Genomic DNA, 19,971 nt, shown 5'->3' with positions numbered 1-19,971 from the left:
CGCTAGCGACGTCCGCTGCTAGCACCAGCGACCCTGTGGGGCTACCCGGCGTCCTGCTTCTTGTTGCGCTCCGTAATCACCTTGGCGATGTGGGCGCGCTCGATGCCGCGCTTGTTGACGGTCTTGCCGTCGATGCGGCGGCCGATCTGGTCGGTGCCGATGCCGTACGGCTTGAGCGCTGCCGTGAGCTGTTCGGCCTTGGGCTTGGGATCCATCTCCGCCCACGGCCCGTAGACCTCGGGCCGGTGCTGGGCGAGCCGGTCCACGATGGTCTCGGACCAGATTTTGGCCTCACCCTTGCCGATGACAGCGGCGATGTCATCCAGGATCGTGGCGAGCGCGGCATCAGCCGGCGCCTCTCCGGCAGCGTCGCCGCTGAGTGTGCCCTCCGCCTGCCGGAGTGCCTGGGCGCGGCTGAGGATGGTCTCCGCGTCGCGGCCGTCGGCGAGGTAGGTGCGGACGATGCCGGCGTCGTCGGACATGCCCTTGAGCAGGCCCACTCCCTTGTGGGACTTCAAAAGCCGGGAGGCGTCCAGGCCTTCGCCGTACGATCCGGCGCCGAGGATGGTCTCCGACACCTGGTAGGCGCCGACGCGCAGGGCGAATCGGGCCTGGTGCTGGTCACGGAGCACGGACGGGCAGGCGGTGTCGTCGGGCTTCTGCGTCGCGGTCATCACCGAGACGCCGACCGCGGGGGCGACCCTGGCGAGGAAGACCAGCAGGTCAAGGATGGTCTTCCCGTGGACGGGGTGCATCAGGTACTCCTGCACCTCATCCACCACGAAGAGCACGAGCGGCATGTCGTACTTCTTGTCCCGCGAGATGGCCGGGGTCAGCTTGCCCTCGGGGCATACGTGCAGCGGCAGTTCGGAGAGCCGGTGGTAGCGGTCCTCCACGTCGGCCTTGAGCTCCTGGAGCGAGTTGACCAGGTGCATGACCGGGTCCACGCCGCTCTGCGGGACGGTGCCGAAGCCGACGCGGTGGGCGACCATCGCGAACTTCCGCCAGTCCGGGGATGCCTTGCCGTCGAACACGTACAGGCGGACGTACGGGTCCAACGCCGCGGCGAGGGCGATGGTGCGGGCGGAGAACGTCTTGCCCTGCCGCGGGACGGCGCCGACGAGGAGCGAGAGCCACAGCATGCTGATTTCGACCTCGACTCCGCGCTCGTCTCGGCCCCAGGGGAAGGGCTTCCAGAAGTCCACGCGGTCCGCGCCGAGGAGCGGGGTGCGGCCGGTCGGGACGGCGAGCGGGTCGCGGTTGGCCACCCACATGGAGACCCGGCGCGAGCTGGTCGTATCGCGGTCGAGGAACACCTGTGTCTCGGCGACGTCGATGCCCGAGGCGAGCGCGTCGCGCTTCTTGACCGCGTCGGAGAACGTCTTGCCGTACGGGAGGTCCACGACCACGCGCCAGCCGTCGCCGTCCTGCCGGATGGGCTGCGGGAAGGCGATGCCCTGGTCCGGCTTGGTCAGTCCGGCGGCCAGGAAGGCGCGGGTGACGATGTCGGAGGTCAGCTTGCGGTGGCGGAACTTCACCTTGGCCGCATCGATCAGCGGCCGGTCCGCCGGCGTGCCCGCCCACCCGAGAGCTCCGGTCAGAGCGATCAGGGCCAGGGTCAGGAGCCAGGCCGGGGCCAGCACCCACATGGCCAGAGCCGCGCCGAGGCCGATCACGCCGGCCAGGGTGGCGATGATGCTGCGCAGCTTCACCCGGGCGTCCCGCTGCCGGGAGAGCTTGAGGTACTCCCCCGCGTCCTCGGTACGGACGGCAGCGAGGCGGACCGGGAGGCCCTCGGCGTCGGAGACCCATCGGCCGCTCGCACCCACCCAGCGGAAGGCACCGCGCGGGGCGTAGGCCAAGAGCTTCGCCGAGTACACGGGGGTTCGCACCAGGTGGTAGGCGGTCGTCCGGCCGTAGTGGCCGGCCGCCCACTTGGCGACGGCGGCACGCTGTTTGGCGCTGGTCAGCCAGTCCGGGAGCACGGGCCGGCGGGCTTTGTCCTTGGCTTCGATCACCTCGGCGATCGAGGGCGGGAACTCGTGCTTGGGCGGGTCCACCGGATCGCCCTCGGCGACCTCGCCGTTGTCGTCCGGCTGGTCGTCGGGAAGTTCGGCCTCCCACTCCCCCGGCCTGGCCTCGCCGGGGGCCAACGGCTGGGTCTTGCCCTTCTGCCCGGGGAACGGCAGGACTGACGCCGACCCCGGGGAGTTCTGTGTGCGGTCCGGCTCTTCGGCCGGCTGCTCGATGACGTGGATCTCAGACACGATGGGTCTGCTCCCTCTGTGGAGTTGAGAAGGGGGCCCGGACGGTGCTTTGGACGGCCTTCCGTCCGGGCCCCGCACGACGTGATCGGTGCGGGTCAGGCGGCGCGCTGTTCTTCCGGGTAGGCGCAGGGCACGCACATACCGAGCGAGGCCGGGATGACGTATCCGGCGTCGGTGGAGCACTGAGGGCAGGTGCGGCGGGCGAGCATCGCCAGAGCGAGCGCACCCCACTTGCGCGAGGTCATCGGCCGAACGGGCTTGGCCAGGTCGACGCGGTACAGGTAGGCCACCAGCGGCTCGCGCCGGAACCGGGGCCGCACGAGCTGCGCGGCGATCGGCTGGCCGCCGGGCCGCAGCCCCTCGGCGCGGAGCTGGCGGCGGGTCGCCAGGCCCTCGGGAGCAAGGCGCCACGGGTAGGTCGGTATCCCGAAACGGGCGCCGTCCGGGTCGAAGCACTTGGCGAACGTCAGCGACGTCATCAGGCTGCCTCGGGCTCGGCCCGCTCGGCCCTGAGCGCATCACGCAGCGTCCGGCCGTTGGCGGACGACGTACGAACCGCCTTGCGGATCCTCTCCGCGGTCAACTCGACGTCGGGCCAGTCGGCCGTGACCGACCGGGCCTCGACGAGGAGCTCCTCCGGGGTGCGAGTCGGTCGGGGCGTCCGGGCTGACTGCGGTACCCGACCGGTCGCCCTACGCGGAGCGGACTCCGTGGCCGCGACCGCCTTCGCAGGAGCCGACTGGGGAAGCCCGACTGTCTCGGCTACTGGCACCGGCTCAACCGGTTCGGCTGACTCAATGGCCGGAGCCGGGTCCGCCGACTCCGAAGAGGGCAGTTCGGCGACCATGGTCGGGGGCTCAGCGGTCGACTCGTGCTGGTCAGACCCCAACCGGTTTACAGTGAGCTCAGGCGTTCCATCCTGGTTTGCGGGTCCGGTGAACATGGCGGCGAGGGCGGCATCCGCGCCGCTGGTCAGCCGGTCGCGCTGGACGTCCAGGAGCCTGGCACCCAGCGATGCATCACCGAGCCCGACCTTCCGGGCCAGCCGCCAGGATGTCCGGTCGGACCACTTCCGCACCCAACCCGACGGATGGTTCTTGGCACGACCCCGGTGGTAGGCCAGGGCACGCACCACGGCGGCCGCCTTGGCTTCGGCCTCGGCGTCGCGGCCGTCCTGGTGGACCACGATCCGCCGGGCAAGGAACGCCATGCCCTCGGCCGACACGCACATACCCATCGGCGTCACGGCGTAGATCACGGTGCGGCCCGGGTCATCGGCGGCCATCGCGGCCATCACCGACGCGGCGGCGGGCAGTGCCCACAGGCCCACCCGGATGATCCCCGGGGAGGACTGCCCCAGCATCGTCAGCCCGAGCAGGACCAGCGCCAGAACGGCGGTCGCTCCCTCACCGGCCGCGACCGCTCCCATCGCCGTACCTGAGCCGTAGGCACTCCTGATGTTGCTGAATGTGCCCGCTCCGCCGGCGACGCCAGTGGCCACCATGGGAACGAACGCGGCCGTGAGGACGACCCTCTGCGCCTTGGTCAGTGACCTGCGAGTCGTCATCACGCCGCCTCACCGCCGGTGCCGCGGCGGCCGTCCCGACGGCCGTTGACCGTCCGCATCTCCGGGACGGTCAACCGCTGAGCGATGCGCCAGCCTCCGCCGCGCTGCTTGGCCCGGTACATCTGCTCATCCGCACGGCGCAGCAGCGTGGAGAGCTCCCCGGCGCCGGCGCGGTAGTACGCGGCGCCGATCGACGTGTGCACCTCGACCGGGTGGCCATCGAACGGCACCGGCCGGTCCAGTCGAGCGGTGAGCATGTGCAGGTCTGCGCGCAGCTTGTCGATGCCGTAGCCGGGGATGACAGCGGCGAACTCGTCCCCGCCCAGGCGCCCGGCTACGCCAGCGTGCTCCTCGGCCCACTGGCCCAGGCGCTGCCCGGTCGCGCGGATGACCGCGTCTCCGGCCGCGTGGCCTAGGGTGTCGTTGATCTCCTTGAAGCGGTTGAGGTCCAAGACGAGCACGGCGAGCTGGCGCCTCCGGGCGAGGCTCTTGCGCGCACGGACCTCGAACGGATCCCGCGTCCACAGGCCGGTGAGCGGGTCGCGGCGGGCCGTCTCGATCCGGCGCCGCATCCACAGGCTGTGAACCGACCAGCCGGACGCGAGCGGTAAGGCGGCCGACAGGGCGGTCAGGGTGTGGCTCATGCCGCGGCCCCCTTGCCGCCCTTGTGCGCCGGACGACGACCGGCCGGCCGTCGCACGAGCGGGGCGATGTTGAACAGCTCCGGGGCGTTGGCCTCGATCACCTGGGCAGCGACCCGGCTCACGTCGTCGGGCAGGTCCGGGAATTCGGCGAGGATGTCGCGGGCCGCGTCCAGGCGGGCCGCGCGCTCTTCCTCACTCTCCCCGTCCACCCCGAGCCAGAGCTCCAGCGGGGTACCGAGGGCCAGTTCGATGAACTCGTCGACGCTCACGGCCTCCTGGCCGCCGATGTACGTACGCATCGTCGTTCTCCTGAAGTCGAAGGGATGCCGAGGCGGTCGCGGTCTTTGGCGAGAGGCGACCAGCCCGGGGGTGAAGCCCGAATCTCGCGGCTCCCCGCAGCCCTGCCCGTAGGGCGCGAGGGCGCCGTACGGGCAGGGGAGGCAACCGGCCGCAGCGTTGGAGAACTGCGGAGGGCGTGAGGGCCTCGCGAAGCAGTACCGGACGTGATGCCGGGCCGCGCCGCGAGGCAGTTCAGCGGTGACGCATGGGGCGCGGCTGGCCGTACCGGTCCAGCACGGGCAGCGCCCACGTAGGTCGTGGGAACACAGCGGCCTCCCGATCGGAGGGGCGAGGCTTCACCGGCGCACCGTTGCCACGGCATGCCGGTCCCGAGCCTGAGAGTCGGGTGCACCATCGTCACTGCTCTGGCGCCAGCAGGGCGGCGCGTACCGGGTGGCACCCCGAGGGGTGTTCTCCAGAGCCAGCACGCGGAAGAAGTGGCCGCCGGCGACGTCCCGTCGCCGTGGGGACGGGGATCACGCCCCGTCTCGTCTCACTTGGCACGCTGTTGAGTTCTCAAGGAACAAGTGCTTCGTTCAGACCCCTTTCGAGGGCCCTCCGGGCACGGCGAAGCAGGGCTCGATCGCGCTTGCCTACGCGGCATTTGCGGCCGATCAGGTCGGGCTTCCAGCGAAGCTCAACTCTGCCTCAGAGTGCACTGTGAGGCAGAGTTGCGCAAGTGCTTCTCCGCGGAAGAGAAGGGCGGGTCCTAGCTCTCCCTGTGCCACTTGGGCACACTGAGGCAGTGACAGCGAAGAGACATGAGGTGCAGATGGTCGAGTGGACCGGCAAGCCCGCCTACCAGCAGGTGGCTGAGCAGCTGCGACGGAGGATCGCGGCCGGAGAGTTCGCGGAGTCGCGCAAGCTGCCGTCCCTGGCGGACCTCCAGGCGACGTACGGCGTCACCGTGACCGTGGCTCGCGACGCCATCCGCCAGCTCAAGACGGACGGTCTCGCGGTAAGCCACCAGGGCAAGGGGGCGTTCCTGACCGCCGAGGCCTCCGACGCTGCCAAGCTCGCCGGCCCCGAGACCGCCATCGCGGAGCTCCGCGAGCAGGTGGCGCGGCTCCAAGGCGAGGTCACCGACCTCCGCGAGCGGGTTGCGGAGCTGGAGGAGAAGTAGCTCCTGCCCCACGCCTCCCCGGGTATCACCGTCGTGCCCCGCGCCGGAATCACGATCAGCTGCCGTTGCCACAATCTGCCCCCTTCACTCGGATCGAATGGAGGGCTCCGACCTGCGCCGCTAGGCTGTCGCTGCCCTCTGCATCCTTTGTAGACCAGGTATTTGATGGACCGACAGATCTGCTATGTGGCCGCCCTCGGGCGGCCACATAGGCCGCATGAGGGGGGACGAGTGGGGCAGCGACCGAACGATCTGACACCGCATGCAAGCCCTCAGCATTACCTCGGCGCCGAGATGCGCGCCTGGCGCACGCAGAGGGGCTTATCGCTGGGCAAGCTCAGCCGATCGATCCTGTTCAACACCAGCTACATGGCACGAGTGGAGCGCGGCGGGCAGGCCGCATCCGCCGATCTGGTCCGGGCGTACGACGACGCGCTCGGCGCGAGCGGCTCGCTCGTCCGGCTCCACGCAACGATCCTCGAAGGGGTCAGCGTTGAGGCCCTCCCTACAGGGGATGTGGCTAATCGAGGGCCCCATGTGGCCAACGGCTCTGTGGCTCTAGCTGGGGAATCGGAGCCTCGGGCACCGTCGGAGGAGGGGATGTCCATCCCCGTACGTTCCGATGACGGAAGGATCATCTTCGTGTCCCTGTCTCGAAGGGCTCTGATCGGCGCACTCGGCGCTGGTGCCGCGATCGCTGCGACCTCCGACCTTGCAGCGGCCGCGAGCCCTGCCCCACGGTCCGATCTCATCGCCTCAGGGGCCGACCCGATCGAGCTGCTCCAGGCAACCCGACGGGTGCTGATCGACAACGACAACCTGTTCGGTCCCCATCGGGTGATACCGACGGTCCAGCAGCAGATCGCCGCCATCAAGGAACTCCGCGCGGATCGCCGCGGCACCGATCGTCGGCAACTGCTCCAGCTGCAGACCCAGTACTCCGAGCTGTGCGGCTGGCTTTACCAGGACCTCGGGGACTTCCGAGCTGCCCAGCACTGGATGCGAGAGGCCCTGGAGGCCTCCCACATGGCGGGCGACGACGAACTGACCACGTACATCCTGGCGCGCCGCAGCCAGCTGGCTGGCGACATGAAGGATCCGATCGAGGCCGTCGACGTCGCCGAGGCCGCGGAGGACCGCGCTGCGCCGAGGAGTCGCCTCGCCGCAGTGGCCGCTACGTACGGGGCCCACGGACACGCTCTGCGGAAAGACCCGCTCATGGCGCAGCGGGCCTACGAACACGCGCGGGAGCTCCACGCCTCGATGGATCCGGACCCTTCCTCGCCGTGGGGTGTCTGGCTCGACGGCGCGTACATAGACGTGCAGCGAGCACACAGTCTCGCGGCACTCGGAGACCACCACGGAGCAGCGGCCGGCTTCCGGAACGCCATCAGCCGACTGCCCGCCAGCTTCCATCGAGACCGCGGGGTCTACCTGGGTCGGGAGGCCGTCTCACTGGCCCACGCGGGCGAGGCCGAGCAGGCAGCTTCCATCGGACTGCAGGCCCTGGCCATCGCGAAGGAGACCGGCTCCGACCGCATCTCGCGCGAGCTGGCCCAGCTCGACGGCGCACTTGATCAATGGCGTACGGTCCCTGGCGTGAGCGACTTCAAGGACGCTTTGACCGAGGCAGTACTGCGCCAGGCCTGAACAGGCTCCCTCCGCCCTGACCAGCCCATGAAGGAGACCCAATGCCCCGCCCGTACGTCCTCCTGAGCGTGGCCACGTCCGTGGACGGCTACATCGACGACACCAGCACCGACCGTCTACTGCTGAGCAACAGCGAGGACTTCGACCGGGTAGACCAGGTGCGCGCCGAGTCCGACGCCATCCTGATCGGCGCCGGCACGATGCGGTCCGACAACCCCCGGCTCCTGGTAAACAGTGAGGAGCGGCGCGCGGCACGGGTCGCCTCAGGAAAGCCCGCGTACCCCTTGAAGGTCACCATCTCCGCGAGCGGAGACCTCGATGCCGACCTGAAGTTCTGGCACCACGGCGGCGAGAAGCTCGCCTACACCACGGACGCGGGCGAGGAAAAGCTCCGCGGACGCCTCGCCGGTCTGGCGGACGTCGTCTCCACGGGCCCGGCCATCGACTTCGGCGCCCTGCTGGACGACCTCGGAGCCCGTGGCATAAAACGGCTGATGGTGGAGGGCGGCGGACAGATCCACACCGCTTTCCTCTCGCAGGGCCTGGCGGACGAGATTCACCTCGCCATCGCCCCGCTGGTCGTCGGCGACCCCGGCGCCCCCCGCTTCCTTAACCCCGCCACCTACCCCGGAGGCTCCACCCGCCGCATGCACCTGGCAGAGGCCAGCACCATCGGCGACGTCGTCCTTCTCCGCTACCTGCCCAAGCAGGAGGGCTCCGCATGACGCACGCCGACGATGTGACCTGGATGGAACGGGCCATCGAACTCTCCCGCAAGTGCCCGCCAGCCGAGGGTGCTTTCTCCGTCGGCGCCATCATCGTGAGCGCCGACGGCGAGGAGCTCGCCACCGGCTACTCCCGCGAGACGGACGCTCACGTCCACGCCGAGGAATCAGCCCTGGCCAAGCTCCCAGCGGACGACCCCCGCCTGGCCGGCGCCACGCTCTACAGCACGCTGGAACCCTGCTCGGAGCGCAAGTCCCGCCCCCTCACCTGCACCCAGCTGATCCTCCGCTCCCCCATCGGCCGAGTAGTGATCGCCTGGCGCGAACCGAGCCTCCTGGTAGCTGACTGCGTGGGCGTGGAGACCCTTGAGGCCGAAGGTATAGACGTCATCGAACTACGGAAGCTGGCGAACCAAGCTCGGAGAGTAAACGCTCACCTGTTCAGGGGGGTCTAACTCAGCCCGAGAAATGCCATTGAAACAACGGTCGGAGCAGCCCTCAAAGGTGAACTGGACCTGATCCCGTGAACCCGAAAAGCATCGGTGTCTCGACCACTTGCGGACCGAATCGCCAGGGGTCATCATCAGCCGCTGAACGCGCCGTGAAGTCGGCGCCATCCCGTAGCGAGCTACGTCATCGAGCCCGCTAGGCCAGTCCCAACGGCGGTCAGCAACCGGGGCTGCCGCCACAAGAGCCCTTGCAAACCTTCACCCTGCTAAATCTTTCGCGCAGACCGGTTTATAAACGGCGTACGGCACCTCAGTGCGCTCAACCCACTGGGTAGACATCGGTGAAAACCGCTCCATCTAGAGGCCGTTGGACTACGCTCAGGGCATGCCATGGAACGAAAAGCACACCTTCCGTGATTGCCCCTGGTGTGGACTCACGAACACGCGACTAAGCGTCGCAGAGTCAAACCAAGCATTCAAGACCAGAACGGGGATCAGTCGATACTGGGCTACGCTCGGATGCCCCAGCTGCGGAGGCGCAGTCCTATTGGAACACAGTCCCCCGAAATCTGACGACGAGTCCGTTTTCATGGTCGTACCGAGGGATTCAGACAGCGGAAACACTGTGAATCATCTGCCGCAGGATGTAAGTCGCTACTATTCGGATGCGATCCGAGTGCTGCGCGCCGGAGTTCCTGATGCTGCGGCCGTGCAATTGCGACGAACTCTGGAGGCCGCCGCAGCCCACTTCGAAATCAAAGAAAAGGTTCTCGTCAAAAGTATTGAGAAACTGATCTCCGCAGGGCACGTTACGCAGAGTTTCGGGCCTGTTCTACATCACATTCGGGCAGTGGGAAACGTGGGGGCCCACGCGAGCGACGAATACGTTGACCAAGAGACGGCGGAAGGTGCTCTACGCTTCACGACGCTCTTGCTGCGCAACCTCTTCGAAGTTCCTGGAGAACTTAACTCGCTGACCAATAAGTCAGCCGATCAGGGATCCAGCAAGTAGCTCGCATGATTGGCAAGCCCGGGGTGTCGGCGCCCCGGGCCAGACCCGCGAACCTCAGGATCGCGCCTCTACTTCTTCGAGAACCTTAGAAGGTCCACAGAAACCTTCACGGCGGAATCCGTCATTTCGAGATCACGCAGCTGCGACCTTGAGATCCCAAGAGCGGCAAATTTCGCGAAATCTAGCAGGTACATACTCCTGGAGAGATTCACACACCCGATCTCTTGGAGGTAATCAAGCACCTTTCGAGCCCTCGCATTTCCGCCGATCACGAGATTGTCCATGAAGGGCTGAAAAACGGCCGCCTCACCGTCCTTGGCATCCTTAAAGCGTAGTACGATTCGACGCAACTCTAGATAGAGTGCACGCTGCTCTCGGGAATCTGCGGCAAGCCCACCCAGGTCAATCCGACGCTGATATTTCGACCACGGAAACGAAAGTTCCTCCTCGCATATAACCATAAATTTCGGCGCGTCTGCCTGGATCTTGAGGCTATCGCTAGTCAGCGTCTTCGCTGTCAGCAGAACGGGGGTCTCTTCGCTCCCCACGTAGACCTGAATTTCACTCGAAGAGAAGAGCAGGTCTGCGGAGGAAATATAGACCGAGGGACCGAACTTGAACGAGGGCTGGTCTCCGCCAAGAATAACCTCTGGGATTTCCCAGATGTTTGCATAGCTCAACTCTCGCGGAAATGTAATGCTTGTGGTGCCCTCATGCGTAAGGAACATGAGTGGCCCGACGCTCTCTTCGTTCCCGCGTGCGATAGAGAACGTAGCTACGAGCCTGTTGGCAAACCGTCCAACTGAGGTAACTAGCTGATCCTCTGTCTCGCAAATCGATTTGAAGGATTCATACAGGGCCCCAACGTCCTCTGAATGACAGTACGAGCTTCGACCGGCGGAAGCCCTGCCCAAGGCATGCGAGAAGAAGGCGTACATCGGTGAATGTTTCCAGCCAGAGGAAAGCAAGTTAGTCCTGATCGCCTTCGCCGCACTTTCAGAAGTATGCGGCGCTCGTTGCGCCCGCGCAGTGACATAGTCCCGAAAAATGACGTTGAACCATCCATCGCCTCGCAAGAATGGATGGTTCGAAAGCTGCGTATCTGCAGCCGTCTCGTAGCCATCTCGAAGCGCGATCGGCAATCCCGCCGGCAGCTCGAGAGGAAGACTCATGTTTTCTACGTAGTCGAGCAGACGGGCGCACTGCTCTTCAGGCGAGTAGAGAATGGAATGCAGGGACGGGTTCCCATACTGTTGAAATATATCCACCATCGTGAACTGGGCGACAAATTTCGACTGCTCCCGCAAGAGCAATTGATCGATCACCGTGGCCACAAGCCCCCACTGATCGAAACCTGACCCCTGAGAGAACCCGATGGCGCTCCCGAGTGTGGCGAAGTTGTCAACCGCGAGGTATTCGGCAGCTACGTCGAGGACTGGGGCGTAACCGAGAAAGTCGCGTACATCGGACTCCGTCCAGAAATCCTCCACCTTGGCGTCAATGGCAGACGCCAACACTCGAAAAAGAACGTTGCGAGCTTCGGCAAATGGCTCGACGTGCTTAAGGTGCAGCAGTTCTTTTTCTCGGCTTCGATACACATCACTGACCCGTCGCTCAAGGTACCGCTGCGCCTGCTCCTTCCCGAATGGCCTGATCTCAAAATGGGCGTACTGCAAATGCCGCTCATCGAATACCTCTTGAAGAAGTCGTGAACTTTCGGCGCGCGAGAAGATCACAATTGCCGCACGATCACCAGAAACCTGCGAGGCAGTGTCTGCCAAGCCGCGTACGAACGCCCTGAAGTTGGCCTGTCCCGACCGTACCTCTGCTTCGTCCAAAGCATCGATAATAAGAGTCGCCTGGCTCCCCATTAGCGACTCTAGGAACTCGGCACACTTCCTAATTCCGAACGACTTAGAGAGCGCACCCTCGAGCGTCCCATCCCCAACTTGAAGAGAAGACAGATCAAGAATCGGGCATTTGAGAGAGTTGCTCATAAAATCTGCTGCTGTGCTCTTTCCTACTGCGGCTGGCGCAGTGATAAGAACCAGCGAGGGCGTGAGTGGCTCGCAGATACGCACTTCGCGCACCTCTGGCACTTCGTAGCTTAGGTTCTCCTGCTTAGATTCACGCACCCCGTACTGCTCGCTCAGAAGTCCATACCAGTCAATCGGCCCACGCAGCGAGTTGCAGAGATCTGAGAGCAACACGTTTGTCTCCTAAGTAGCGAGTGGTGTGACATGCGTAGCACGCAGGGTGGGTACGCCACACCAAGAATGGCGAAATAGGAGCTCTGAGGCTTCTTCCCCGTTTTACGCGCAAATGGGAGGGGCCTGGGGCTCTTAGCGGCAACGGCTGGATCGAGCGCAGCGGGATACGTGGGGCGTCGGCAGCCAGGCATGCCGAACGCGCTGGCCACTTGCCTCGCATGCGCTGCTGATCCAGCAGGGGGAGAGGCGACCGCTCATCCATGCCGCGAGGGATCAAGAGGGGGGACGTAAGCGTGTGACCGACGTGTGAACTCACCGCTAGCCCGAACCACTCGCCCTAATGGTGCAGGTCAGGTCTCTGCAGTGCCGCATCCACGGTTGCCCTCCGGAGCCGTGTGCGCAGGTTCGAATCCTGCCGGGGGCACCTTAGGTGCCAAGGCCCTGACCAGCGGAAACGCGGGTCGGGGCCTTTGTCGTACCCGGGCGCCTGTCGCACCCGGGCACCCCCGCGGCGGGGCCGACGGCCACGGTCCGGCCGTCCCGGAGCCGGCCCCGGTTGTCACCCCCGGCGCCGAGGGCCGCGCGGACCCGTGCGGAACGGGCGCCGCCGTGATGACCGGCTAGAGGGGCACCGAGGAGCGGTTGCGGTCGAGGCGCCGCTTCTGCAACTCCGTGCGCGCTTCGGCCAAGAGGCCGAGGGTCGAGTCCGAGATCTCCGGGATCCGCTTGGCCAACTGCCCGTCGGTTTCGCGGATCAAGACCTCCTCGACATCGCCGGAGGCGGAACGCGAAATCCGGTCCAGCCGGTCCAGTTCCTCGCTCATCGACGGGTGCGCCATGACCCGCAGTCGCGCCACCTCGCTGGGGACCAGTTCCAGCACCCCACCGCCGAAGCTCCTGCCCTCGATCTCCGCGGACAGCAGGGTCAGCGAGTTGTGGAAGGAGGCGGCGAACGAACGCGCCGGCATCGCCTCCGGCGCCAGCATCTTCCCCTGGTAGATGGTGTCCGTGGTGATGGCCGACACTTCGTTGACCACGACTCGGGGGTAGAGGTGGGACCTCTTCGAAAGGAGCAGGTCTCCGGCCGCCACCACCGGCACGCAGTACCAGGGTTCGCGAATCCTGCACTTGTACCGCGTGTGCAGCTCGGCCTGCTCTCCCGCGTGGATGTAGCGCAGGGCGCCGTCGTGCCCGAGCGGGCTGGATTCCCCGCGCGAGAAGTCGATCAGGCCGGCGCGAGCGCCTTCGTCGACGTTCCTCTCATGGTCTTCGGGGGTGAAGACCAGGCCTTCGGCATTCCGGATCCTCGGCAGCAAGGGGAGGATCCACCCTTCGAGGCCGTACTGTTCGATCGTTTCGCGGTCGACGGAGAAGTAGTCGTTGGCGCCGGTGACGGTCGCGACCCCGAAGCGGACCCAGCTTCCCGCACTCCGTACGCAGGACAGCGAGGAAACCTCGTCGAGGGCCTCCAACTGCGCGGGGGAAAGGAGATAACGGGTCCAGGTGGGCGCGTCCGGGGAGGCCGAGTGATGCCAGGCACGCCCGGCGGCGCTGTGGTCCCACACCGTCAACCGGGCATCGGCGGCCGAAGGTTCCCGGCGGCCGCTGAGGACGACCACTTCCTGGAGGACGCCGGGAAAGGAACCCGGACCGAACAGGTCGACGCGAACGGAAGAGCAGTTGCGCAGCAGCCACCGCCGCACGGCCCCGGCCGAAATTCCCGTGAGGCATTCAGCCGGGATGATGAAGGCGAAAGCGCCCCCTTCGCGCACCTTGTTCAGAGCGCAGAGGAAGATGGGAATCCACAGGTTGGAAACCCCCTTGAGGGTCACTCCCATACCCGTCGCGACCTGGTCGGCATAGCTCCGTTCCGTGTCGCTGACGAATTGGAACCGGACGAAGGGCGGATTTCCCACCGCCGCGTCGAATCCTTCTTCGGGGACCAGGTCGGGGTCGAGGAAACTCCCGTGCCTGATGTCCGTCTCGAACGGAGCCCGACCGCCGGCCTCCTCGCAGCGCCGCGCTTCCGTCTCCAGGAGTTCGACGGCCACCAGGTCCCGGACCCGCTTACCCAGGGGGTCGGCGTCGAGACCGCGGATGAAGGCACCGTCACCCGCGCTGGGTTCGAGCAGACGCAGGGAGTCCAGGGAGTCGGGCAGCAGGTCGCGCAGCCGGTCGAGGCACACGGCGACCAGGGCCTGAGGCGAGTAGAACCCGCCGCGCAGCTTGTCGGCGGACACCTGTTGCATGGTCTTCACGTGTGCTGTGCCCTCCAGGCGTCGGTCGATCGCCAGTCGAGTCTAGAGGCTGGGACAGACAGAAGGGACCAGCCGTAATAAGTCGGAATCCCGCTTGCCACCCGGAGCCGCTTACGGCACGGTGATCATCCATGCGAATCAGTCTCGTGGGCCAGCCGTATGCAAGCTCGCCGAATCTTCACCAGTTCCTGGCCTCCCGCTGCGCAGATGACAGGTATGCCGAATTGCGCATGGCAACGGCCTGGGCGAAACAGAGCGGACTCTCGCGGGTGGAGGGCGACTTCCGCGCCTTCCGCGATCGGGGAAACAAGATCACGGCAGTGGTGGGCATCAGCGAGGGTGGCGCCACCCGTCAGGGACTTCACCTGGTGCACAAAATCTGCGATGCGTCCTACGTATTCCACGAAACGGGTCGCACGTTCCACCCCAAAATCTACTTCTTCACCGGCGCCGACGACTGGTCCGTGTTCATCGGGTCGAACAACCTCACCGCCGGTGGCGTCTTCTGGAACTACGAAGCCGCCGTCGAGATCTCCGGATCCTTCGCCTCACCGGATGACGTGGCACTCGCCGGTCAGTTCACCGCCCTCTTCGACCAGCTCCTCGAAGACAGCGATGTCTGCAAGCCCCTTGACGACGCCTTGATCAAGCTGCTGATCGAGTCCCCCGTCTTCCGGATCGGTGACGAGATCCGCATGGCCGGACGGCAACGGTCCGGGGCCACCCGCACCGAAGGGGGTGAGCCGGTCTTCGGCCGGTCCCGGCACCCCAAGACGGCCGATCCGGGAAAGCCCGCAAAGACCGGAAAGATCGGAAAGAAGGGATCGGCCGGCCCTCCACAGGACCTCCTCGACCATGTGGACGGTCTCGACCAGGTGGACGGGGTCGACGTCGTGGACGATCAGCCGGCCACGCCGTCGGAGCTGCTGAGCCATTCCTGGTGCAAGAAGATGTCGGCCAGCGATGCCCAACGGCCTCCGAAGGCGGAGACCAAAATCACCGGGAACCTCAAGCTTTCGCGGGCGCAGCATCCCATCGACCAGAAGACCTACTTCCGCAAGGTCTTCTTCGGGGACGCGCAGTGGGTGGCGAAGGAGACCTCCAGAGGAGTGCAGGAGAAGGCCAAAGTGCCGTTCGAAGTCTTCGTCGGCACGAAGCCCTTGGGTGTGTACGAAGTCGTCATCGATCACGCCGATTTCCGGATCGCGGGCCAGGACAACGTTCCGACCTGGCTCCACTGGGGAAAGGAACTGACGGCGTACCTGAAAGCCCACGACCACACGGGGCACTACGTCACGCTCGAGACCTTCGAGGACGGCTCGCGGCGCCTCACCCTTTCCGCGGACCCGATCGGGGAGATCAAGGTGAGCTGACGGCTGTCTGGTAACCCCCGGCGGGCGCCGGCAGCGCTCCCGTGGCAGGCGGTGCGCGCGGCCGCAGGATCAGCCCGGGTCTTGTGGGGCCCCGGGGCTCAGGAGGGTGACGACCTGGGCGTCCGAGGTCTGGGAGAAGTCGCGGTACCACTCGCCCACGGAGGAGAAGCCCGGCGGAGTGGAGAGGCAGACGAGTTCGTCCGCCGAGGCGCGCAGGCGCGCGGCGGCGTCCGGCGGGGCGACCGGGGTGGCCATGACGACGTGGGTCGCGCCCTGGGCGCGGACGACTTCGCAGGCGGCGGCCGCCGTCGCGCCGGTGGCGATGCCGTCGTCCACCAGGATCGCCGTGCGGCCGGCGACGGGCAGACGGGGGCGGCCCCCGCGGAAGCGGTCGGCCTGGACGGCGAGCGAGGCCCGCTCCGCCCGTTCGACCTCCGCCATGTCCTCGGGGCGCAGCCGGGCGCGGCGGACGATGTCCTCGTTGATCACCCGTACGCCGCCTTCGCCGAGGGCGCCGAACGCCAGCTCGCGGTGGCCCGGGACCCCCAGCTTCCGTACGACGACCACATCGAGCGGGGCGTCGAGCGCCCGGGCCACGTGGGACGCCACCGGGACCCCGCCGCGGGGCAGGCCGAGCACCACCGGTCGGCGGGGCCCGTAGGGGCGCAGGGCCTCGGCCAGGCGGCGGCCGGCGTCGTCTCGGTCGGTGAACAGCACCCTTCGAACCAACGCCCCCGGGCGCCGTGGCGCAACTCGGACGAAGGGGCCGGGGACGCCCTGCGCGTCAGACGCACAACTCGTACGAAGGAGGTGGTGCCGGGTCTGTGGGTTCGGGGGATGGGTAGCCGTGAGCGGTGTGCATAGGTTTTGCGGACAAGGCCGTCGGACGCCGCCGACCAGGCGCCGGCCGGTGGCGGCTCTGACGACGAGGATGGGGCGGACGCGATGCGTGAGCTGGTGGGTACGGCGCTGCAGTGGGTGGCCGAGGGCCGGAACGGGTACCTGGCGCGGCCCGTCACCGAGCAGGGGTTCGGGCCGCGGGACCCGGCCGGGGCGGTGCTCGTGGACGCCCGGGGGGAATGCGTCGGGGCCCTGTACCGCGGGGTGTTCGACGCCGAACTCGTCGCGGAGGCGGGTGCGATGGGGGCCGGGGACACCGCGCGGGTGTGTGAGGTCTCCGTCGGCGGCGCGGAGGCGGTGGGGGCGAAGCTGACCTGTGGCGGCCGGGCGGAGGTCCTGCTCCAGCCGCTGGCGCAGATCCCGGCCGAGTGGTGGGAGCTGCTGGAGGCCGGGCACGGGGCGGCTCTGGTCACCCGGCTGAACGAGGCCGCGGACCGGGCGGTGAGCGAGGTCGTGCGGGCCGTCGACGCCCCGGCCGACGACGCCGCGCGGCGGGCCGGCGAGCTGCTGCGCACGCGGCGGCCGGGGCGGGACGCCCTGTACGGGGGCTCGGGGCTGGTGCTGGTGGAGGCGTACCCGTCCGCGCCGCAGGTGGTGATCGGCGGGGCCGGTGAGCTCGCGGAGATCATCGCGCGGCAGGCCGGGCTGCTGGAGTGGGGCGCGGTGGCGGTGGAGTCGGCCGCCGAGGCGGAGAAGGTGCTGAGCGCCCACCGGGACGCCGCCTGCCTGGTGCTGCTCAGCCACGAGCCGGAGTTCGACGTGCCGGCCCTGCGCACGGCGCTCGCGCTGGGCGTCCCGTACGTGGGCGCGCTCGGCTCCCGCCGCACCACCGCCCGGCGCCGTGAGGGGCTGCTGGCGGCCGGGGTGACGGAGGCCGAACTGGCCCGGGTGCACGGCCCGATCGGCCTCGACCTCGGCGCGCGGACGCCGCAGGAGACGGCCCTGGCCATCTGTGCGGAGATCCTCGGGGTGCTCGGCGGCCGGGACGGCGGCGGGCTGCGGGACTCGGACAGGCCGGTGAGCGGGTAGCGCAGGGGCGCGGCCGCCGCGAGGGGCCTGCGGCCCTGTCCCCGTGTTGGGCGAACACATCGGGTGATTACGTACTGAATGCGGGAAAATAGTACGTATGAACACGATCGCACTGGAAGACGCGCAAAATTCCGTTTGGTTCGTCTTCGTCGGGCTGATCATCGTCGCGTTCCTCCTCGCCGCCTTCAAGCTGGGCCAGCGGGTGCGCGCCAAGGAGCCGCCGCCGCCCACTCCCGAGAGCCACCCGCACCTGCCCGAGGGCGGTGCGGTGTACGAAGTGCGCGAGGAGAGGGACCCCGTGGAGTTCCCCGAGGGAGGTCTGCGCCCGCACGAGATGCAGGGCTTCGGCAACTTCGGGTCCACCACCTCGACCCACCCCGACGACGTCCGCGCGGCCCGCGAGTCCGGGTACCAGCACTCCCACCCGCACGCCGGCCAGCGGCCCTCCTCCGAGGTGACCGAGCCTCCGCCGCCCGCCCCACCGACCCCGCCGGAGCCGCCGGTGGCCCCGCCCCACGGGGGGGCGGGCCACTCCTAGCGGGGCCTCCTCGCGGGCCGCTCCCGACCTGCCCCCTGACAGGTCGGAGCGCAGCCGACCCCTGACAGGTCGGTGCGCAGCCGACCCCTCACAGGTCGGTGCGCAGCCGGAGCACCTCGGGCGGCGGGTGCCGCAGCGAGGTGTGCCGGACCTCCGCCGACAGGGGCGGGTCGAGCGGCCGGTACGCCACTTCCCCGAGCCCGACCGCCGTGACGGTCGGGCTCGGCGCCGTCCAGGCCGGGGCGTCGTCCGTACGGGCGGCCAGGGTCTGGGCCAGTTCCCTGCGCAGCGGCGCCGAGAGCGGGCTCGACACCAGCGGGGCCTCGTCGTCGCCCGGCACCACCAGCACCAGCGCCGACGGCCGGCGCGGCGTACCGGTGTAGCCGATCACCGCCGCGTCCCGGACGTCGGTGTGGCGCAGCTTCTGCCAGGCGCGCCTGCCCGCCGGGTAGGCCTGGTCCAGCCGTTTGACGACCAGGCCCTCGATACCGCTGGCGGGCAGCGTCTCGAACCAGGTCGCGGCGAGCTCCGGGTCGGTCGTCATCGGCACCGGCTGGAGCGGCGGCCCGAGCGGGAGCAGCAGGTCCACCAGCAGCGCCCGGCGCCGTTCGTACGGGCGGCCGCGTACGTCGACCCCGGCCAGCTCCAGCACGTCGAACGCGGCGTACGAGGCCGGCAGGCTCTGCGCGAGCAGCGGCGCGCGGGCCGCCGTGGCCGCCGCGCGCCGCTGGACGAGGGCGAAGTCGGTACGGCCCTCGTGCCAGACCACGACCTCCCCGTCGAGGACGGTCCCGGCGGGCAGCCGCTGGGCGGCCAGTGCCAGGTCGGGGAACGCGCTCGTCACGATCCGGCCGGAGCGGGCCTGGAGGACCACGGCGTCCGTGGTGCGCAGGATGACCAGGCGGTGGCCGTCGAACTTCGGCTCGTACGCCAGTCCCGCCGCCAGCGGAAGGGTCCGTACGGCGGCGGCGAGCGCGACCCGTACCCGGCTCACGGCAGCGCCCCGGCCTGCGCGGGGTCGGTGAGCGGGGCGAAGAGGTCGCCGTAGCGGGCGAGCCGGGGCGCGATGTCGTCGGCGAGGAACACCAGCTGGGAGGGGTCGGAGCAGGCCTCCACCTCCGCCCAGGTCAGGGGCGCGGAGACGGTCGGACGGGCGCGGGCGCGCAGCGTGTAGGGCGCGGCGGTGGTCTTGGCGGCGGCGTTCTGGCTGTGGTCGACGAAGACCTTGCCGGGCCGCAGCGCCTTGGCCATGCGGTGCACCACGAGTTCCGGGAGTTCCCGTTCGGCTTCCTGGGCGAGCTTCTTGGCGTACGCGGACACCTTGGCGGAGGGCGTCGGCTCCAGGGGCGCGGACAGGTGGAGGCCTTTGGCGCCGGAGGTCTTGGGGTAGGCGTGCAGGCCGTCGGCGGCGAGCCGGTCGCGCAGCCAGAGGGCGGCGGCGCAGCACTCCACGACGGTGGCGGGCGCTCCGGGGTCGAGGTCGAGGATCAGCCGGTCGGCGAGGGCGGGGCTTCCCGCGGTCCACTGGTGGACGTGGAACTCGACGACGAGGTTGGCGGCCCACATGAGGGAGGGCATGTCGGCGATGAGCACCTGTTCGGCGGAGGGGTCCTCCGACCGCGGGACGGGGCTGGTCTTCACCCAGTCGGGGGTACCGGGTGGCGGGTTCTTGGTGAAGAAGAGCTGCCCGTCGGGGCCGTCGGGATAGCGCAGGAACGACACCGGCCGGTTGTGGACGTGGGCCAGCAAGGGCTGCGCGACGGTGGCGTAGTAGTGCAGCACCTCGCCCTTGGTGAAGCCGGTCTCCGGATAGAGGACCTTGTGCAGGTTGCTGAGAGCGATGCGCCGCCCCTCCACCACGGTGATCGGCGTCATACGATGAGATTG

17 protein-coding genes and 1 pseudogene are annotated in these 19,971 nt (G+C 68.1%); 8 read left to right on the top strand and 10 right to left on the bottom strand.

The window, feature by feature from the left end; translation table 11 throughout:
- Nucleotides 1-41 precede the first annotated feature (41 nt).
- From OHA81_RS21495 to OHA81_RS21475, 5 genes are all read right to left on the bottom strand, one after another.
- Nucleotides 42-2,267 carry a cell division protein FtsK gene (locus OHA81_RS21495; RefSeq protein WP_329198289.1) on the bottom strand — a complete coding sequence of 742 codons (2,226 nt, stop codon included), beginning with the start codon at nt 2,265-2,267 and terminating at the stop codon, nt 42-44.
- Between the two features lie 95 nt (nt 2,268-2,362).
- Complete coding sequence (locus tag OHA81_RS21490; RefSeq protein ID WP_329198287.1) at nt 2,363-2,746, bottom strand: RRQRL motif-containing zinc-binding protein; 384 nt, start codon at nt 2,744-2,746, stop codon at nt 2,363-2,365.
- Nucleotides 2,746-3,834: a conjugal transfer protein gene (locus tag OHA81_RS21485; protein ID WP_329198285.1), complete on the bottom strand. Its 1,089-nt coding sequence runs from the start codon at nt 3,832-3,834 to the stop codon at nt 2,746-2,748. The genes OHA81_RS21490 and OHA81_RS21485 overlap by 1 nt, the downstream gene beginning before the upstream one ends.
- Nucleotides 3,834-4,478, bottom strand: coding sequence for a GGDEF domain-containing protein (locus tag OHA81_RS21480; RefSeq protein ID WP_329198283.1), 645 nt, complete (start codon nt 4,476-4,478; stop codon nt 3,834-3,836). The genes OHA81_RS21485 and OHA81_RS21480 overlap by 1 nt, the downstream gene beginning before the upstream one ends.
- Nucleotides 4,475-4,777: a hypothetical protein gene (locus OHA81_RS21475; RefSeq protein WP_329198282.1), complete on the bottom strand. Its 303-nt coding sequence runs from the start codon at nt 4,775-4,777 to the stop codon at nt 4,475-4,477. Before OHA81_RS21475 ends, OHA81_RS21480 begins: the two co-directional genes overlap by 4 nt.
- A 785-nt stretch (nt 4,778-5,562) precedes the next feature.
- On the opposite strand from OHA81_RS21475, the gene OHA81_RS21470 reads away from it, so the two are divergent.
- The 5 genes from OHA81_RS21470 (at nt 5,563) to OHA81_RS21450 (ending at nt 9,776) form a co-directional block, all read left to right on the top strand.
- The gene (locus OHA81_RS21470; RefSeq protein WP_329198281.1) at nt 5,563-5,940 is read left to right on the top strand and encodes a winged helix-turn-helix domain-containing protein; all 378 of its coding nucleotides are present in this window, start codon (nt 5,563-5,565) and stop codon (nt 5,938-5,940) included.
- Between the two features lie 231 nt (nt 5,941-6,171).
- Nucleotides 6,172-7,590 (top strand): helix-turn-helix domain-containing protein, encoded by a 1,419-nt coding sequence (locus OHA81_RS21465; protein WP_329198280.1) that lies wholly within the window; start codon nt 6,172-6,174, stop codon nt 7,588-7,590.
- A gap of 41 nt (nt 7,591-7,631) precedes the next feature.
- A complete protein-coding gene (locus OHA81_RS21460; RefSeq protein ID WP_329198279.1) occupies nt 7,632-8,315 on the top strand; it encodes a RibD family protein in 684 nt (227 codons plus the stop codon).
- Nucleotides 8,312-8,770, top strand: coding sequence for a deaminase (locus OHA81_RS21455; protein ID WP_329198276.1), 459 nt, complete (start codon nt 8,312-8,314; stop codon nt 8,768-8,770). The genes OHA81_RS21460 and OHA81_RS21455 overlap by 4 nt, the downstream gene beginning before the upstream one ends.
- Before the next feature lie 619 nt (nt 8,771-9,389).
- Nucleotides 9,390-9,776 carry a DUF4145 domain-containing protein gene (locus OHA81_RS21450; RefSeq protein WP_329198274.1) on the top strand — a complete coding sequence of 129 codons (387 nt, stop codon included), beginning with the start codon at nt 9,390-9,392 and terminating at the stop codon, nt 9,774-9,776.
- Between the two features lie 68 nt (nt 9,777-9,844).
- Here OHA81_RS21450 and OHA81_RS21445 read toward each other — a convergent pair whose 3' ends face one another.
- Together OHA81_RS21445 and OHA81_RS21440 are read right to left on the bottom strand one after the other, a co-directional pair.
- Complete coding sequence (locus OHA81_RS21445; RefSeq protein ID WP_329198272.1) at nt 9,845-11,986, bottom strand: hypothetical protein; 2,142 nt, start codon at nt 11,984-11,986, stop codon at nt 9,845-9,847.
- A 620-nt stretch (nt 11,987-12,606) separates the two neighbouring features.
- Nucleotides 12,607-14,235, bottom strand: coding sequence for an Eco57I restriction-modification methylase domain-containing protein (locus tag OHA81_RS21440; protein WP_443056785.1), 1,629 nt, complete (start codon nt 14,233-14,235; stop codon nt 12,607-12,609).
- A gap of 140 nt (nt 14,236-14,375) precedes the next feature.
- Between OHA81_RS21440 and OHA81_RS21435 the strand changes: the two genes are divergently transcribed.
- Nucleotides 14,376-15,617: a phospholipase D family protein gene (locus OHA81_RS21435; RefSeq protein ID WP_329198269.1), complete on the top strand. Its 1,242-nt coding sequence runs from the start codon at nt 14,376-14,378 to the stop codon at nt 15,615-15,617.
- An 81-nt stretch (nt 15,618-15,698) separates the two neighbouring features.
- Here the strand turns inward: OHA81_RS21435 and OHA81_RS21430 are convergent.
- Nucleotides 15,699-16,334, bottom strand: a pseudogene (locus OHA81_RS21430) (phosphoribosyltransferase); the annotation flags it as partial.
- Nucleotides 16,335-16,562: 228 nt separating this feature from the next.
- Between OHA81_RS21430 and OHA81_RS21425 the strand changes: the two are divergent.
- On the top strand, nt 16,563-17,546 hold the full coding sequence (locus tag OHA81_RS21425; protein WP_329198267.1) for an XdhC family protein: 984 nt from the start codon (nt 16,563-16,565) through the stop codon (nt 17,544-17,546).
- A 97-nt stretch (nt 17,547-17,643) separates the two neighbouring features.
- A complete protein-coding gene (locus OHA81_RS21420) occupies nt 17,644-18,084 on the top strand; it encodes a DUF6479 family protein (protein WP_329198265.1) in 441 nt (146 codons plus the stop codon).
- An 88-nt stretch (nt 18,085-18,172) separates the two neighbouring features.
- On the opposite strand, the gene OHA81_RS21415 is transcribed toward OHA81_RS21420, so the two are convergent.
- Nucleotides 18,173-19,078, bottom strand: coding sequence for an ATP-dependent DNA ligase (locus OHA81_RS21415; RefSeq protein WP_329198263.1), 906 nt, complete (start codon nt 19,076-19,078; stop codon nt 18,173-18,175).
- Nucleotides 19,075-19,959, bottom strand: a complete 885-nt coding sequence (ligD, locus tag OHA81_RS21410) for a non-homologous end-joining DNA ligase (protein WP_329198261.1) — start codon at nt 19,957-19,959, stop codon at nt 19,075-19,077. Before ligD ends, OHA81_RS21415 begins: the two co-directional genes overlap by 4 nt.
- Nucleotides 19,960-19,971: the final 12 nt, after the last annotated feature.

Origin of the sequence: Streptomyces sp. NBC_00667 (assembly GCF_036226825.1) — a bacterium.
GTDB lineage: Bacteria > Actinomycetota > Actinomycetes > Streptomycetales > Streptomycetaceae > Streptomyces.
The sequence above is the reverse complement of the archived record's forward strand: the minus strand, read 5'-3'. Positions and strand labels throughout refer to the sequence as shown.